Below are 17,046 nucleotides of genomic sequence, written 5' to 3' on the forward strand. Positions count from 1 at the left end.
CTTATTTTATAAAGTTCCTTTTATAGAACTTTCGTTTTTTGATATAAAATAATGCCTCGAAGAAGGCCGAAAAGGCATTCTTAAGATCGAGAACATAACTTCCGATCTTGTATTTTGAATTGAGTAATCTGAATGACTTCTTATCTTTGGTATACAGGCAATCTTTGCCCTCCACTGTCTCACTGATAGCTTTTAGCAGGCGTGTATAAGGTCGATATACGCTATCGAGTACCCGTAGGGGGATATCATAACCGCCGGTAAACCAGGTACCGTCGGAGAAATATTGCAAGTCGTGAAAATGATAAAATATAATATTGTCAATATCATTTTGCGAAGGATAATTGCCCGCGTTCCAGGGTGCTGCTCCGGCGTTGATATCCCTGCATATATAAACACCTTCAAAAACGTAGGGCCAGCAGTCAAGGTATTTTTGGTCACCCATTTTACCATCTTCATACCGGGCGTAGCACCATTTTAAACAGGCTCGTGTCCACCAATCCAGCACCCGATTTCCATCCGGCGTATTCTTTATCGTCAAAAACTGGACACAGTATATACCAGCTATCGCGGATTGATCATATCCTTGACCATAGTTATGTGGGGTGATTAATACTGAATTTTCACCCATATCCTGGACTAGACGGGAAGGGTCCTTGTAAAAATACATATCGGCATCCAGGTAGGTACAATGATCCAGTTTAAAATGTTCCAGGCAATATTTTATCGTAAAAGATGTACAGGTCCAGCAATATTCACCAACAGACCTTTCTGTTTTGACCTTTAATAATTCTGGGGACTCGAATTCTCGGAGCGAAATAATCGTAGCATTTGCAAGATTTCTTGCAGTCAATTCAAGGTAACTGGCTTCGTCAAACGCAAAAATATAAAGGTGGAAATCTGGGCATACCTGAAGCAATGAGGCGTGCAAAGCCAGGCCTTTAGCCAGATAGTTGATATTGAATAGTGTGCTGAAAGTTAATCGCATTTATCTTTTCTAAACAGTCCTTTTTAAAATAAAACCTTTCCAATAGGCTGGAATTTGATTATCTAAGTTGATTGGGGTATCGATTTCACTGTTAAACTCATGAATAATTTCATAGTGTTTCTTGATAAAACTTTTAAAATGATCGTAGCAAAAAAACCATGCCGGATAACTTGCTTTATATATTGATTCAGGGACTGTTTGTGCAGTGATAAGGTCTTGTGGCCCATCTATAAATGCAGTTCTGTCAATTATAATATTTGTAAACCCATAGTTCAGTATTTCGTCCAAAAACTCATAAGGCTTTTCAAGATATTGCAATACGCTTGAAAGTAATATGGTGTCCGCCTGACTCTGTTCATATGCCTGATTGATGGAGCTGAAAAAATGTAACTGGTTATCAGCGATTTCTGCATTGCCGATCTTAACATATTCGTCCTGTTCGACAACATTCCATGATAAGATCACATTTGCTGGTATCATCGCTCTGTTTTGAAAGTAGGACGACCCCAGTGACCCGCCAAAATCGATAATTCTTAACCGGCCATTATTCTCTAAGATAATTTTTAACAAATGAGCGGTGACTGGCCAGACTTGCTGGACTTCTTCAAATAGAACGGAATCCCGTTCACCTTTCGCTTCGCCTTTTTTTACCTTTAATACAGCTTTCCTGGTTATTTCGAATATATTGGGATCATTATATCCGCCGGTTGCTTCTTTTGCCTCTTCCCAGGTTTGATAATTGCCTTGCCATTGGAGACGGACCAGTTTTGATGGCCTGAATTTGCGGTAGATACTAGCTAACACCGGCGGAAGGATAAAGAATAATTTTCTTTTGATTTGCGCTTTTATCTTGGTTTTTCGTTGTGGTTGAGTTACCTTGAAATACCCTTGCATCATTCTTTTTGTTATTTCCGGCCTTTCTTGCACGGGTATTTTTTCAACCTTGATCCGATGGGTTGCAAATCTTATAACATTCGAATACTTATCATCCCCACCATGAGTACCTTCTGAGTCAAATCCAATATTTTTCGTAACTGAGAATTTGGGGTACAATGTTAGCTTATTATATAAATAAGCGACAGCTTGCCATCTGATTGCCCACGAGCTTATGTTACCCCTTATTTGGTCGATAAGCATTTTCTCGAAATTGTAGGCGCCATACAAATTAAATTTTTCTATTAGACTACATTGGCGCAGTTTGTCCAATAATTTTTGTGGATTGGGTTCAAAAAGCGCCCATTGGTCTTTCCAGGTCGCCCAGCCCCAACAGTCTGGGATCGGAATAAAAAAAGTTTCACCGACTTCACTATCGGTTGCAAAAAAGTTAAACGCACCGATACTGAGAACTTTTTCGTCATGCTGGTAAATGTTAAGGGCATCGTTCATGAACTGAAGGAAATATTTAGATGGAATAATATCGTCTTCCAAAACGATCACCTTGCCATATTTATTTACAACTTCAGTCACTCCATCAATTACAGACGTAGCTAAACCCTTATTAACGGATGATTCCGAAATGTAAACATTTTTGCACCATTTTTTTTTCTTGATGATTTCCCGAGTTTTAACAATATTCTCGATGTCCCCTGATGGCGCATTATCTTTGGGACCATCACAGAAAATATATAGCTCCGATGCGTCCGCAAGAATATTCTCTGCAAGGGCAGTCAGGACCTTTTCGGTGTGAGTTGGTCTTTTGTAAACAAAAAGTATGATCGGCGCTGTTTGCATGCTATATTTCTAGACAATTGCTGCCTCTATAAAATAAAGTGGTGCATTTCAGATAGTTCACCGCTGGAGCCATTCCCCAGAAGTCAATTTTTTTAAATCCAGTATTTGTCAAAAAATTTATTCCTTCTAAATATTCAACCCTTTCGGAGTCATCCAGTACAATTATACCATCGGGTTTTAAAGCATAAATACTTTCTTTGCAGCAATTTACCCGGTCGCGGCCATCAACAATGATCATATCATAAGTCTTACCGGTCTTCTGTGAATACTTGCAATAATCGCCTCCGTATACTAGCTGCTTATAAAATAGATTTGCATTTGCCGGCATTTCATTTCTTATTTTATTATACCATAGCTGGTCATTTTCTACACTATCAACGCTTGCGACCCGTTCGCTGTAATAAAGAGTTGAATTACCGCTGCCATATTCAAATATCGCATGCCTTCGGTTAAGCTTACCTTCCATAAATGCTATGAATGGATAGGTGACCCATGGAATGGGGCGACCTGCATGATCGACGATATTATTTGTGCCAACCGACCGGATCCAGCCAATATCATTCAAATACCCAGAAGATTTAAGCCCAAGCAGTTCACGTTCAATTTTATCGGAAAATAAAAACAATAGTTTTTCCCTTTTTATGAAAAGGGTCATCAGGTGATACAATAGTTTTCTGAAAAAAGACTTCATGCGCTGATCCAGGTAACTTTCAAATTATCTGAGATCCCTTTCGGGTATTCGTCAGACTGGCCATAGCTCAACCAATTTTTAGGTGCATAAACAACCTTATTTGGATTAGCATTCAGCCAGGCACCCCACCAACTGAATGAACTATTTGATAATATACAGATATCGGCGTTTATCAAAAACTGCAGATCAATTATTTCATGTTGCATTGATATATATTTGTTAGGGATATGTTTGAATGTGTCTTCTACATATGTAGGGTCATCTGAAATAAAGATATAATCCACTTCTGAAGAATTTATAAATTCAATGGCTTTTTCGTAGTAACTTAACGGCAATGAGCAGTTTAAATTCACATAATCAGTTCTGCGAATATGTATCACGACCATTTTTCTTGATGAAAGCCGATGCTTTTGCATATCCTTGAACGCCTTCAAATGTTGCTTCCGGATTTGATAAAGGGCTCTGATTTCCCTCTCGAATTCTTTAAAATAACTTTCTGATTGAAAATAACCCTCATACTCGCAGTTGTTTTTGAGCACTTTGAGGACGTCTTCACTGCGCAGGTGGTTGCTGATCGTTGTTTTTTCACCGGATAACAATAGCCGGTTTAAAGTTGTATAAAAGGTTTGTCTTAAGTTTTTCCTAAAGAAATTTTTAAACCCTGGTATCGAGAATAATGTTTTGTCCAATAAAACGCTCCAATTATTTTTAACCTCGAAGTATTCTGGCAGTAGAAAATTGTCACTGCTTTTGTCCAGGTAAAAAGAGGTACGGAGTCTTCTTGCAGCGGCGTAAATAAAAGCATACTGAAATAGCTGGTTACCCAACCGTCCTTCTAGCTTAACTGCGATCATTTTTAAACACTTTGGTTAGCTTATTTATTCCTCTCTTGATCAGGGTAGGTTTCGGATAAAGGCGTTTAACTATTTTTTGATGAAGATTTTTATAAAAAAGATCTTTTGAACCCTTGCCCACAAGTCTGATAGGCCGGGCTTTCCTATTATGAAACCATGTATATTTTCCGGGACCTAATATGTAGTTGAGGTACTCCTCTTCAATCATATCATAAAAAGGAAACAGAGCATAAGAAGCTTTTAAAGATACGGACCACAGGTTGGCTTCCGCATCCCGCATCCAATAGGAAGTTTCGTGATCAACACGATGAAAATACCAGGTATCTTTTAACACAACCATCTTGGCACCAGTTATCGCTTGCCGAAGACCAAATGTCCAGGTATCAAGGGCCCCCGTTCCTTCAGCATATCCCTGTGCTTTCATCCAGCTCTCCTTGGTGAAAAGATAATTGCCATGTTGACCGGGTGCATTTTCACCGGTTAAATAGCAATCGATAGGCAATTCACCTGGCGGCAACTTCCAAATATCTACCGGAGATGACATATCTTCTTTAAATAGGCGCTGTTGTTCAAATGACGCGACGTCAGCGTTGAGCAACAATAAATATTCCTTCAAAGCGCCAATGCTGAAAGGAGCTAGAACGTTATCTGAATCGAGGCAAAACAGGAGCGGGTTTGTTGCACTTTCTACTGCTGTATTCCTTGCTGCCGCTCCGCCTTTATTCCTGATATGAGTGATAATGCGAATAACGGGATAGGTTTTTTGCACTTCCGACAGAACCTCACCAGTTTGATCCGAAGAGTGGTCATTCACTACAATCAATTCATCGCCTGGCACAAAATTGGTTTTCATTATGGAATCAACTGACTCAATGATCGTGCTGGCACAATTATACGCGGGGATGAAAAAGCTAATATTGGACAATGGGCGATAGTTTCTTAATAGGAACAGTTTTATATTTTAAAAATCGCTTTTCAAAGTATTGGTAGCTAAGGTGAGCAACAATAAGTGTGATAGCGATGTATATCATGTATGCGCAGATTTCTGGGAATGGGCGATTAGTTAGATTATACCAACCGCCCAATTTTGTATTTCCAATAAAAATCAAAATCGAAAGTATCGGGTAATGAAAAACATAAATACCGTACGAAATTTTACCCAAATAGGCGATCCCTTTATTTTGGAATATCAAAAGGAACAACGGCCGGCCCTTGATCGCCGGTAATATTAGTGAAACAGCTAACAGATTAACTATTGTATATTGGTAAAATGGTCGAATATTTATAAGCCAATATTTAGTTGATTCTAGAAACCAATTACTGGGAGGGTCATAACCTAAACTTTTAATTGCTGCTAAAGAATTCCAGCCCGCCTGCCGTATAAATACTAAACAAGTAACGCCGGTCAAAAGCCAAAGTAACAACACGATAACAAACGTAAGATAAGGTTTTATGATCTTGACATCAAAGATAGCTAAGCCAACTCCCATAAATAAGGCGTCGGCCTGACAGAAGATATTTGTATAAAAAGTTTCGCCCAGCCAATAATGGTCTGTAAAATGAGGTTCACCATATAAAACTCCCCACAGCCGTAACAATGGGCAAGAAATGAGTATAGAAATGGTCGTAATTTTTAAGTTTTTTAGCGATAGGAAATAAACCAGGAACGGGAAGATCAAATAAAATTGCTCTTCAAGGCATAGCGACCATAAGTGACCGTCGAGTTTATCTGAACTGGTTGGTACATGGATTAAAGGCGAAAGGTTAGCTCTTAAATTATAAGTGTACGTAAAACAATAGGGAAAATCATGTATTGTGCCCCAGTAAATATCTTTCCACTCGTTTAAACTTAATAAAAAAGGGGCAGAATACGTGATAAAAAGTACCAGCAATAAGGAGAGCGTCAAAAATCCATAGTATAAAGGGAATATTCTTAAAGCTCGTTTAAAATAGAAGCTGGAGATATATTTTTTAAAACTTTGTTGTCTATTATTGATCAAAATCCGCGCGATTAAAAAACCCGACAATACAAAAAATATATTTACACCAATCCAGCCAAAAGGCAAAGAAAGTAAACTGTTTGGCCAGTGCGATGAAATGACCAGGAAAGCGGAGAGCGCACGGATACCATCCAGACCTGGTATGTAGTTGAGGTTTTTACTTGTCATTAAGTTCCATCAGGGCATATCTGCACCATTTTTGATAGTATAATTCGTTTTTCCAATACTGGAAAGCTTTTTTGCCTTTTTCAAGCGCTTCTTCCTTATCAAAGGTATGAAGCAGTTCATCCAAGCTTTCTACAGACGATACGTAATAACTCATATCATCCCATGGAATATAATTTTTAAAGGGCCTAACATCCAAATCGCCAATAAGACACGGTGCGACTCCCAATTGCATGGCTTCGAAGAATCGGAATGAGTTGCAACTGGTCCCACGCGGGCATAGTGCGATATAAGACCTTAACGTGTTTAAGTTATAATTCTTTGCCCAAAACCATCTTTTCCAAAAACGCGTCGGTAAACCACCCTGGACTAAAATTTCGTCCGTGTTCGTGTATTTTTTTTTCATCTCAACACGTACCGGATGAGTGTCAAACGATCCGTTAAATGTTGCCAGATACTTTTTTTTAATCGGGAAAAGTGGTTTGCGGTGGCGGCTGCACAATATCGGTACATCAATGCCTTCGTTAATCGTCCGAGCAGCGGTAAATACCGTGGCTTTGCCGATGTTAACCAACGTTCCTCCGTCAAATTGTGATACGGTGAAGGTCTTTGCATCGTCTGAAATAAGGTCACCTGTACGATCTTGCAACTCCTCGAGTCCCTCGCCGTTTGCTGCAAAATTGTGGTTAATGTGCCAACGCGTCCAGTAAATAGGCAAATAATGCCAGTCAGCTTCTTCTGGATTCATGGTAAGTAAGTGCTTTTGCCGCTTTATCCAAATTAAGAAGTCCTGTTCTATACCATAGTCTTTGTTGTGTGCCGGGTATCTGAAGTTTTGTTTTTTAGGCTGAAGTACTGCAGGCGGCTCTAAAATATAAATTTTCACGTCGATGTGCTTTTATATAGGTGTCGCAGAGGTGAACTAGGGCCTCAAAATTCGAAAAATCCTTTTCGTTTATAGAAAACCGTGTTCCCTGTTTTCGCAAAAAAAACAAAGGAGTGACCGCTTAAAAAATTATGAACCTCGGTTTCAAGTACCTCTTTTATGTTAGTATCAATTATTTCCACTAGCAGTACGTCCGGCATATATTTTGTCCAATTATTGGATTTTAAGACCGCCATCTCTGCACCCTCCACATCAATACTCATGAAGTCTATTTTTCGATCATCAGCCAGATACTGATCCAATATTTTCTCCAAGGGCATCGCCATGACCAACTCAACTGATTTGAATGTACACCACTCGAACTTTTTATTCTGTTCTGCCTGATCTTTCGACATTGTGTTCATCAGGGAAGGTTCAAACATGTAAAATTCGGTTAAACCCTGATCCTCGCAAATAATCAATTCAAGGTTCGTGTCATTTGGTCTTTCCTCATCAAATTTTTTTTTGCTGCCCGGGATGGGTTCTACATTTATTCCCGTCCACCCCTTCAAATAAAAATACTTGGTGTTAGAAAATATAGTGGGATGGTGAGCGCCGATGTCAACATAAGTGCCAATTTGTTTATTAGAAAAGATCCTTCGCAAAACCATGTCTTCGCCTTCTTGCGAAAATGAGATGTTGCCGGCGACCGTTTTTTTATACTCTCTGTGATTGTAGTAGATAAGATCGGCAATAAAGTGAGGAATTGCCCTAAAAAAGATATTCTTGATCGTCTTTTTCATTTTTTTGGGCACCAATTAATTTTCTTCCATTTTTAGTATTAGGTATGTTGACCAATCCTTTATTATTAAAATCATAGATGGCACTCCATGCTTCCAGTATTTCAAAAGAACTCAGGTCCCTTGCAAAAAACCATTCAACAGTTCCAACCGAATAATTCGAATGGTTGGTGTTATGTCCGCCGACCGAGATCATATATGTCCCAGGTCTTAAAAAGTAAGCCGGAATTATGATCCTTGATTCATATCTGCCAGGTGCGATAGGAAGACATTCTTCCAAGTCCTGTACAGTCAAGACCGGAATCCCGTCTTTATGTAATGAGCACGATATTCTGAACTCGTTCATGTATTGAAGACATTCATAGGTGATACAAACTTCGACCCGATCATGCGGTAAGATTACGATATCAACCACACTGCCATTGATCGCGAGAGAGTTTAATTTGATTATATCTTTTAACGTTCCAACCGATGACAGTTCTCGTTGCTTCGAACTGACGGAGTTACTCATATATGTTTTTATACATGACTCTATTTCACCACTAAACGCAATTTGGCCGTTGTTTAACAACAAACCCCTATTACAGAGTTGGCGTACGCTGCCCATATTGTGGCTCACAAAGAGTATGGTGCGTCCTTCACCTTTTCCTACATCGCCCATCTTCCCGATGCATTTCTTTTGAAATTCCGCATCGCCTACGGCCAGGACCTCATCCACGATCAGTATCTCCGACTCCAAATGAGCAGCCACCGCGAAGGCCAGCCGCACGTACATTCCCGAAGAATAGCGTTTTACTGGAGTGTCGATATAACGCTCTACGCCTGCAAAGTCAACTATCTCATCGAATTTGCGCTTTATTTCCATCCTGCGCATACCCAGAATAGCGCCATTTAAAAAAATATTTTCTCTACCGGTTAGCTCCGGATGGAAACCTGTTCCCACTTCCAGTAGGCTGGCTACTCGGCCCTTTATTTTAACAGACCCTATTGTCGGCGATGTTACGCGGCTCAGTATTTTTAGCAAAGTGCTTTTACCTGCACCATTGCGTCCAATGATTCCCACAGCGTCTCCCTGTTCAATTTGAAAGTATAAGTCGTTTAGGCTCCAGACGATATCACTTTTGCTCTTGATTGTCCGGTCATTAACCTCACCGATCTTCAAAAATGGGTCCTCCTTTCCTCTCACCCTCGCCCAAAAACGCTCAAGGTCGCGCGAAATCGTTCCGGTACCAAAATCACCTAGCTGGTACGCCTTTGAAAGGTTTTGTACTTCGATCGCTTTAGCCATTATACAGTATCAACAAATGTTCTTTCAACCTTATTAAATATGATGGTCCCCAATAATAGGATAACAGCGGCGACGGCAGTACTATAGCCTAATAATCCCCAACTAAAGCTCCCTTTTCCTAAGAACCCATATCGGAAGGTCTCTATTATAGCAGTTATGGGATTGTATTTTATGATCCAACTGTATTGAGGATATTTATTTATAGCTTCAGAAAGAGGGTAGATAACCGTGGTGGTATACATTAACAGCGGCACACCAAAAGTTATTACAAAGGCCAGGTCGCGGTATTTAGTCGTGACCGCGGATATAATCATACCCAAACCTAATCCAAGTCCAGCGATAAGCAGGATTAACAGGGGGAAAAGAAAAACCACTGAATTGGGAGCTATAGCAAAACCTTTCATCCAAAAGAAGATCATCATAATAAAGAAGAGTGTAAACTGGACTGCAAATCTCACCAGGTTAGATAGGATAATGCTCAGCGGCATGATCAGTCTCGGAAAATAAACTTTGCCAAGCATAGCGGCATTATCTTTAAACACTGTGGATGTTTTAGTAAGGCATTCCGAAAAATAATTCCACATAATCGTGCCTGCCAGATAAAAAAGAGGCGCGGGCACATCGTCAGTAGGTATTCTGGCCAGATTATTGAAAACAAGGTTATAGATTACTATAGTGATAAGAGGTTGCAGAAAGAACCAGATTGGGCCCAAAACGGTTTGCTTGTAAAAAGAGACAAAATCACGCCTTACCAGCAACAATAATAGGTCGCGATAGTGCCAGGTTTCTTTCAGCCGAAGGTTAAATAATCTATGGCGGGGAGTTATCTCTATATCCCAGCTTTCGTCAGGCTGTTTGCTCATCAATTAATAATTTATGCAGTTTTTCCCGATAATGGTTTTCATCGAAATACAATAGGCATTCCGTCTGTAAATGTTTTCTTTTTTCAAATGTCAAGGGTTTATTTAAATACTCGACAATAGTGTTTTGCAATTCATTCAAATCATCGACATCTATAGCGGTGCCTAATTTCCCATCTTTAATAGCGTCCGTACTTCCATCGGCGTTCCCGCAAATCACAGGCAATCCACAAGCAAGCGCTTCAACAAACACAATTCCAAAGCCTTCCTTTTTGCTCGGCAAAACAAAAAGGTCAGCAAGCAAAAAATGATCAGATAACTCATTGTCGTCCAAGAATCCTGTCAATATAACTTCGTTATTTACATCATATTTCTCAATGAGTTTTCTGATTCTAATTTCTTCAATTGAATCGTATTGCCCCGAAAGGATGTATTTTATATTAGGGAACGCTTGTTTCAATCCGCTAACCGCTTTTATAACCTGTTCATGACCTTTATATTGCTCGGACGACGCCAATCTGGTCAACGTGAAAATCACCTGGCTTGAGTGCCTGAGTCCGTACCGGTTTAGTAAGTATTCTGGTTTATCGAATGTCTCAGGCAATTTTATGAACGGATCTATTGCATTATTCAATACTTTGCATTTATCAGGATGACATTGATGACGGGCCATCATTTGTTCCCGCGTAAAATTGCTTACGCAAATTATTTTATCGCAGTAGTCCCTTAAAAAGATTCTTTTTATGAAGCTTAACGGGCGCCATACTTCTATACCATGTGTTATCAGCCACATCTGGCACCGAGGATTTAGAAATTTAATTACAATGCCGATCAGTGAAAAATTGATATGGTTTAATATAACAATGTCTGAATTCGATGATTTGGTCATTGATGTCAGCCCTAATTTTATCCGATTATTGTTGAATGCGGTATAATTTTCGGACGGCAGGTACTCACTCATCAAATCGTATCTGGTATCATATAGCGAAAAAAGTCTGAAGTTCCAATTTTCATCCTTCGAAATATGAAACAACGCATGCGCCATTGTACGGGTCATCTTTTGTATACCACCGGTAGTACTGAATGTCTGCAAGCTAAATAAAAGAATATTCTTAGGCATTCTACTGGATTTGAAACAATGCAAATGCTTTCGACCAATGCACCGAATTGTTTTTAAAAGCCTTTATGATGTTTCTTGACCTTTTACGCTTGTACAGGCTTTCATTTGTGATCTCCTTGTTTTCTTTCATCCAATCCTGTAATGGGAATGTAAATCCCATTTTCGTTCTGTTCCAGATTGCTTCAGGTAAAATATCACCAAAACTGTCAATGAGTAGCTTTTTTGGCCGGCTTTTGTCGAATCTGATGGCAGCTTTAATGCGCTGAGCGGTTCGGACAAAGTCCTCATCTAAAAATGGCACCCTTACTTCAAGACCATGGCTCATTCCCATAACGTCCGTATCCCGTAATAGCTGATTTTGCATATAAAGATTTATCTCAAACCATGCGGCATCCTGTGTATCATAATTTAGGACGTAGGGCAGCTTCCTGTTTGCAAATAACACGTCCTCAACCTCCGTAATGTCAACATCTAGTATTGCTGAGATATCCGCGGGCGAGTAAAGCCCTCTTAAGAATAGGTAGTCAGCAATCGGGTGATTGTAGGTTAAGAAAGCGATTTTCCTATAGGCGTCAAATGCTGAGTAATTCGCAATCTTGAACAGTGAAGACGGATATTTCCTGGCAGTCTTAATATAGTTGATGCGTGTAAATGACGGGTAACCGCCAAATAGTTCGTCGGCTCCCAAACCAGATAATACAGCTTTTAGACCGTCGTCATGAGCAAATTTACTGATGCACCAAGTATTGATCCCATCAGTTGTGGGCAGGTCCATATCGCTGATTATCCGCGGCAAAAAATCCTCAAAATCGTTCTGCTTTACAAGGTGGCTAAATTTTTCGCCTCTAATCTGTTTTAATACTAAATTTTGGTACCTGCTCTCGTCGTATGTTTTTTCATTAAAATAAATCGATATTGTTTTTAGCTTTGTTTTTCTTTCTTTTTCTGCCAGCAGTGTCAATAAGCTGGAGTCGATCCCGCCGCTCAAAAATACCCCAATCGGTGCATCGGCTATTAGTTGACGATGTACAGCTAGTCCAAGGGCCTTTTTTATTGATTCTTTTGCCGTTATGGAGTCCTCGATAGTAGATTCATTAAAGATCACGTGATAAGAATGAATATCATACGAAGCTTTTCTGTGATTCCAGCACAAAAATTTACCTTTAGGCAGACTATAAACGTTTTTTAAGGTAGTGTAGGGCTCTGGTATGTGGCCGTACGCCAAAAATCTGATTTGCCAGGCGGGGTCGGTTTCAGCCGCGACGCCTCCTGCTTTCAATGCTTTTACTTCCGATGCAAAGCTTAGTTGGCCGTCCTCGGCATAATAATAGATAGGCTTTATTCCCGAACTATCACGTACAAGATAAGTCAATGCCTTTTCTTTGTCGTACAGCGCAAATGCAAATATGCCCCTCAATTTTGCAAAGGCAGCGATGCCCCACTGTAAATATGCTGCTATAATTACTTCTGTATCAGAGCTTGAGTTAAACCGGGCGCCAAACTTAAGCAACTCTTCTTTTAATTCAAGATAGTTGTATATCTCCCCATTGAACGTTATCCAAGCTTTTTGGTCGGAATCTGACATGGGCTGGTGGCCACTGGAACTAAGATCAATTATGGCCAATCTTCTATGTCCGAAAGTCAGACCGGCTTCGGCATCACTAAAAATACCTTCGTCGTCTGGGCCGCCATGCTGGAGTGCCCCACACATACATTTCACGACTGTGTTCCTGTAAGATAAGTCCTGAAAGTTGGATATCATTCCCGAGATTCGGCACATAATTATTGTACGGGTATTTCCATAGCTTCGCCTCGTAAGTCACATGGAAATTGTGTAACTAATTTATTTAAAACAACTTAATGCGTTTCAAAGACGCATTAATTAAAGGCCGCTGTCAAACTCTGTCTATTAGTGATGCGGACGCATGTATAATCAGCGACACTCCCAAGTTCTCTAATCGCAGGGCCAATTGTTTTTGCGAGCGGTAAGAAACGATCTCACCAACCATGCCCTTTAGCGGACCGGCCTTTAATTTTATTTTTTCTCCGGGCAATAGGTTCTGTTCTGTGATCTCCAGGTCAAGTGCACTTGCCAACAATAACTTAAGATCTTGAATCTGTTTATCAGGCATTGATGCAATCTTGCCGCCGAAATAGATAAAACGGCTAATCCCCCGGGTCATCAGCACATCAGTTTGTTGCTTTTGCGTAATATGCACGAACAAATATGATCTCATTAAAGGTTCATCAACCCATTTTTTCCGGTCACTCCATTGTTTTAACTGGCGCCTCAAAGGGAGGTAGGCCTCAATCCCTTTGCTTAACAGGGTCTGATGCGCTTTTTTTTCACCTTTGGGGTGTGTATAAACCGGATACCAGCTAAGCTTATCGGTTCCTGACTTTCCGTTCATGGAGTACCTGAGTATTATTTGATCCAACGCCTAATATCCCACCACTTATACTCTTTCTTATCGACATAATAATCTGAGCCCTCATAACCACTATAATCTGAATAATAATAATAGTGGGCGCCGTGATATTCACTTGTAAATTTAGTCGTGTAATATCTGGAATGTAACAAATCTTCTGCAAATGCATTTAAAATAATAACGGTATTATCCAAATGATATTCATTGGCGATTCGCTGCGGAACCGTTGCTGCGTAAAATTTAGATTTGCCTGCGCGAATAACAAAAATATTAATATCGCTCATACGGATAAGAGGGATCGAATCTGAAACCAAGCCGATAGGCGCGGTATCAACCATGATAATATCATATTTCTTTCTTAATTCAGTCAATAAGATCTTCATTTTCGGACTGTGAAGCAATTCCGCCGGGTTAGGGGGGACCGGTCCGGAGACGATGATATCAAAGTTGTTCTGAACATCACTAATTAAAATATCGTCCAACTCGCATTGGTTTGCAAGATAGTTGCTAAGGCCTCTATCATTGGAGACGTGGAAAGTTTTATGAAGACGGGAACGCCTCAAATCTGCTCCGATGAGGACTACTTTTTTATCAATCAGCGAGAGCGTACTCGACAAATTGACTGCGATAAACGATTTTCCTTCGCCCGCCACTTCTGATGTGATACAGATAACTTTGCTTTTTTTTTCGGATGAAATGAAGCTCAAATTCGTACGCACGGACCTTACTGACTCCGCGAAGACTGATTTGGGACGACTAATTGCCAGAACTTGTGTGTTGTTTTCATCGATCTCTCCCGGAAACTTTCGGATAACGCCAATTATAGGAATGGAAGTTAAACTCTCAACCGTTTCTTTATCATATATATAAGGGTTAATTACTCTTATAATAATAATCATGCCCAGTCCTATGGCAAGGCCGATAATTAAAGCAGTTCGGTGAATCGTATGTTCATCAGGCGAAATAGGTGCAAAGTTGGGTTGGGCAGTTTCGATAATGGTTGCACCTGGCAAAATCGCGGAACGGCTGATCTGTGCATCAAGCCTTTTTTCTGAAAGAAAAGAATAAACTTTGTCGTTAATATCAAAATCTCTTTTTAAACTGATCAGATCCCTTTCTTTGGCTGGCAATGCAGCTATTTTTTGATTCACAAGCACAATCTCACTATCTAGATAATCCGTGCTTTTATTTATCCGGTTTATCGTGGCAGCAATATTGTCAATAGCGGCATTTTTAATAATCAGAATTTGTTGATTAATATCTTTTATAGTTTGTGATTCGGCATTATAAGTCTTTAATAGTGAATGTTTTTCAACCAATAGGTTGTTCAAATTGGTGATCAGTCCTGTTAACAGCGCATCGATATTACCTTCCAGGTTCAGATTCAAATTGATATTGTCCTTTTCATTGGTAATCTGATTTTTTAACTGATTGATGGCAAGAAGCTGCAGTTTCAGCAGAGAACGTTGCGATTCCAGGTCTTTTATTTTATTATATTGAATTTCTGAAGCAGAGTTGATGTCCATCAAGTTTGCTTTCTGTTTATATTGTTCAATTTGTTTTTCCGAACCTTTGACCTGATCGGACAAAGACTCCAGTTGCTCGTCTATAAATTTAATTATCTGAGAGGCAGATTGTGTTTTTTGATTTTTATCATAATTCAGATACTCCCTCATTATTGCATTTAATATGTCTGCAGCAAATTGAGGGTTGGAGTCCGTTTCCTGGACGGAAACAATGTTTGAATTTTTAATCAGTTCGCTCGCGCGCAGACCACCCTTTACTCTTCCCACGAAATCTTCCGGAATATTGAATTTGAAAATAAAATTTGATGTCGCGGGTAATTCCCCTGGGTATTTTATACTAAAAGCTGTATTGTCGATGCTTATTGGTTGGTCATATTTGTATATCTTTTCAACATCTTTACCCTTTTGCTTATAATCAAGTTTAAACGAAGTTTTGTTAAGCGGCTGAAAAGTGATATTGGACCGATAAAAATTAAGGCTATCGAATTTAATGAGCTGAATATCGAGCATCTTCTGAGGATAAGCGTCCGTCGTACGGGCACGACCCGATATATAAAAACTTATCCGGTAATCGATATCCTTAATCGCGCTTAGGATTAATGCACGGCTTTGCAGTACGAAGATTTCACTTTGTATTTTTGAAGGCCCGCGATCGTTATAGCTGATAATAGACACCAAATCCGAAAATTCTGACTTCTTTTCCTCAATCTTCAGGGTAGCTACGGTCGAGTAGGTTTTTGGTTCATACCACAAATAAGTATAAGATATTAACATACAGGTTACAGCGGACCCGGCGATCCAATACCACCTGCTCAAAAGTATTCTGGCAATCTTAAAATAATCGATCTCCTGGTGAGGCAATTTTCGGGATATCTTCTCCGTCTCTTCCATTAGCGATGAATAAGCGTATAAATGATCAAGGCTGTGTTCAGAATGATCAGAGCCGGTTGTAACGTCGTATTTAAGTTTTGCAGCTGCTCGTTCTTGACTGCGCGTTTATTCTGGGCTATATAGATGATATCGTTATTCTGCAGGATCAGGCGGGGGTCCGCAAGCGTAGCAGTTCTACTCAGGTCAACCTCAGTAATCTGGGGGTTTTTAGGATCCCCGCGTATAATCTTAATATTTTTCTCATTTGCTTTGTCTGTAAGCCCTCCAGCTTCACCAATCATTTCAATCAAATTTGTTTTGTCTTTTATTAGCGGATAATTCCCCTGAGCACGTATTTCCCCAAGAACCGTTACCTTCAAGTTGATAATTTTCAATTCAATAATAGGGTCCTTCAGTACATCTTTACGATAAAGATCCTCAATCTGTTTCGTTGCTTCATTCCTGGTCATGCCCGCCACGTGAACGCGACCGATCACAGGTAAGGCTACAGTCCCGTCGTCTTCTACCTGATAGGTCATGCCCTGTGTAGAAACGCCCGAACCTCCGTTATTAGCTGCTGCGGGGGTTTCGTCGACCACATATTTAATATTTTGGAGGTTCCTGATCTGGAGGATATCTTGAGAGCGTATCCTGTAATCACTAGTCCCGTTGCCGTTACTTAGCGCAGCTAGTCTTAAAGTATCAGGAATGCTGCCGCGTTCCTTAAATAGTAATTGAGGCTGTTGCGTTGAACATGAGGCAAATGCAAAAGCAAACAGTACTCCGATAGAAATAATTAGGTTTTTAAAATAACGCATAGAACAGTCGGTCGTGCATAAAATAATCCTTTCTCACACGACAT

Annotated in this window: 15 protein-coding genes and 1 pseudogene; all 16 read right to left on the reverse strand. The window is 39.9% G+C overall.

Going from position 1 to position 17,046, the window contains the following annotated elements; translation table 11 throughout:
• Nucleotide 1: 1 nt before the first annotated feature.
• The gene (locus tag Q3A68_RS14810) at nucleotides 2-985 is read right to left on the reverse strand and encodes a glycosyl transferase (protein WP_302901884.1); all 984 of its coding nucleotides are present in this window, start codon (nucleotides 983-985) and stop codon (nucleotides 2-4) included.
• Between the two features lie 9 nt (nucleotides 986-994).
• Nucleotides 995-2,716 carry a methyltransferase, TIGR04325 family gene (locus tag Q3A68_RS14815; protein ID WP_302901885.1) on the reverse strand — a complete coding sequence of 574 codons (1,722 nt, stop codon included), beginning with the start codon at nucleotides 2,714-2,716 and terminating at the stop codon, nucleotides 995-997.
• Nucleotide 2,717: 1 nt separating this feature from the next.
• Entirely contained in the window at nucleotides 2,718-3,407 is a 690-nt protein-coding gene (locus tag Q3A68_RS14820; protein WP_302901886.1) for an FkbM family methyltransferase, read from the reverse strand.
• On the reverse strand, nucleotides 3,404-4,261 hold the full coding sequence (locus tag Q3A68_RS14825; RefSeq protein ID WP_302901887.1) for an alpha-1,2-fucosyltransferase: 858 nt from the start codon (nucleotides 4,259-4,261) through the stop codon (nucleotides 3,404-3,406). Before Q3A68_RS14825 ends, Q3A68_RS14820 begins: the two co-directional genes overlap by 4 nt.
• Nucleotides 4,248-5,186, reverse strand: coding sequence for a glycosyltransferase family 2 protein (locus Q3A68_RS14830; RefSeq protein ID WP_302901888.1), 939 nt, complete (start codon nucleotides 5,184-5,186; stop codon nucleotides 4,248-4,250). Before Q3A68_RS14830 ends, Q3A68_RS14825 begins: the two co-directional genes overlap by 14 nt.
• Nucleotides 5,173-6,429 (reverse strand): acyltransferase family protein, encoded by a 1,257-nt coding sequence (locus tag Q3A68_RS14835; RefSeq protein ID WP_302901889.1) that lies wholly within the window; start codon nucleotides 6,427-6,429, stop codon nucleotides 5,173-5,175. The genes Q3A68_RS14830 and Q3A68_RS14835 overlap by 14 nt, the downstream gene beginning before the upstream one ends.
• Nucleotides 6,419-7,312, reverse strand: coding sequence for an exostosin domain-containing protein (locus Q3A68_RS14840; RefSeq protein ID WP_302901890.1), 894 nt, complete (start codon nucleotides 7,310-7,312; stop codon nucleotides 6,419-6,421). Before Q3A68_RS14840 ends, Q3A68_RS14835 begins: the two co-directional genes overlap by 11 nt.
• A gap of 44 nt (nucleotides 7,313-7,356) precedes the next feature.
• A complete protein-coding gene (locus Q3A68_RS14845) occupies nucleotides 7,357-8,094 on the reverse strand; it encodes an FkbM family methyltransferase (RefSeq protein ID WP_302901891.1) in 738 nt (245 codons plus the stop codon).
• Nucleotides 8,063-9,379 carry an ABC transporter ATP-binding protein gene (locus tag Q3A68_RS14850; protein WP_302901892.1) on the reverse strand — a complete coding sequence of 439 codons (1,317 nt, stop codon included), beginning with the start codon at nucleotides 9,377-9,379 and terminating at the stop codon, nucleotides 8,063-8,065. Before Q3A68_RS14850 ends, Q3A68_RS14845 begins: the two co-directional genes overlap by 32 nt.
• The gene (locus tag Q3A68_RS14855; protein WP_302901893.1) at nucleotides 9,379-10,242 is read right to left on the reverse strand and encodes an ABC transporter permease; all 864 of its coding nucleotides are present in this window, start codon (nucleotides 10,240-10,242) and stop codon (nucleotides 9,379-9,381) included. The genes Q3A68_RS14850 and Q3A68_RS14855 overlap by 1 nt, the downstream gene beginning before the upstream one ends.
• Nucleotides 10,226-11,359: a glycosyltransferase family 4 protein gene (locus Q3A68_RS14860; RefSeq protein ID WP_302901894.1), complete on the reverse strand. Its 1,134-nt coding sequence runs from the start codon at nucleotides 11,357-11,359 to the stop codon at nucleotides 10,226-10,228. Before Q3A68_RS14860 ends, Q3A68_RS14855 begins: the two co-directional genes overlap by 17 nt.
• 1 nt (nucleotide 11,360) lies before the next feature.
• A complete protein-coding gene (asnB, locus tag Q3A68_RS14865; protein WP_302901895.1) occupies nucleotides 11,361-13,139 on the reverse strand; it encodes an asparagine synthase (glutamine-hydrolyzing) in 1,779 nt (592 codons plus the stop codon).
• Between the two features lie 115 nt (nucleotides 13,140-13,254).
• Nucleotides 13,255-13,770, reverse strand: a complete 516-nt coding sequence (locus Q3A68_RS14870; RefSeq protein WP_302901896.1) for a UpxY family transcription antiterminator — start codon at nucleotides 13,768-13,770, stop codon at nucleotides 13,255-13,257.
• A gap of 14 nt (nucleotides 13,771-13,784) precedes the next feature.
• Nucleotides 13,785-15,581, reverse strand: a complete 1,797-nt coding sequence (locus Q3A68_RS14875) for a GumC family protein (RefSeq protein WP_302902032.1) — start codon at nucleotides 15,579-15,581, stop codon at nucleotides 13,785-13,787.
• 321 nt (nucleotides 15,582-15,902) lie between these two features.
• A pseudogene (locus tag Q3A68_RS14880) lies at nucleotides 15,903-16,205 on the reverse strand (Wzz/FepE/Etk N-terminal domain-containing protein); the annotation flags it as partial.
• A complete protein-coding gene (locus tag Q3A68_RS14885; RefSeq protein WP_302901897.1) occupies nucleotides 16,205-17,002 on the reverse strand; it encodes a polysaccharide biosynthesis/export family protein in 798 nt (265 codons plus the stop codon). The gene Q3A68_RS14885 and the pseudogene Q3A68_RS14880, both read right to left, overlap by 1 nt.
• Between the last annotated feature and the right edge of the window lie 44 nt (nucleotides 17,003-17,046).

Source organism: Mucilaginibacter tolerans (genome assembly GCF_030519375.1).
GTDB lineage: Bacteria > Bacteroidota > Bacteroidia > Sphingobacteriales > Sphingobacteriaceae > Mucilaginibacter.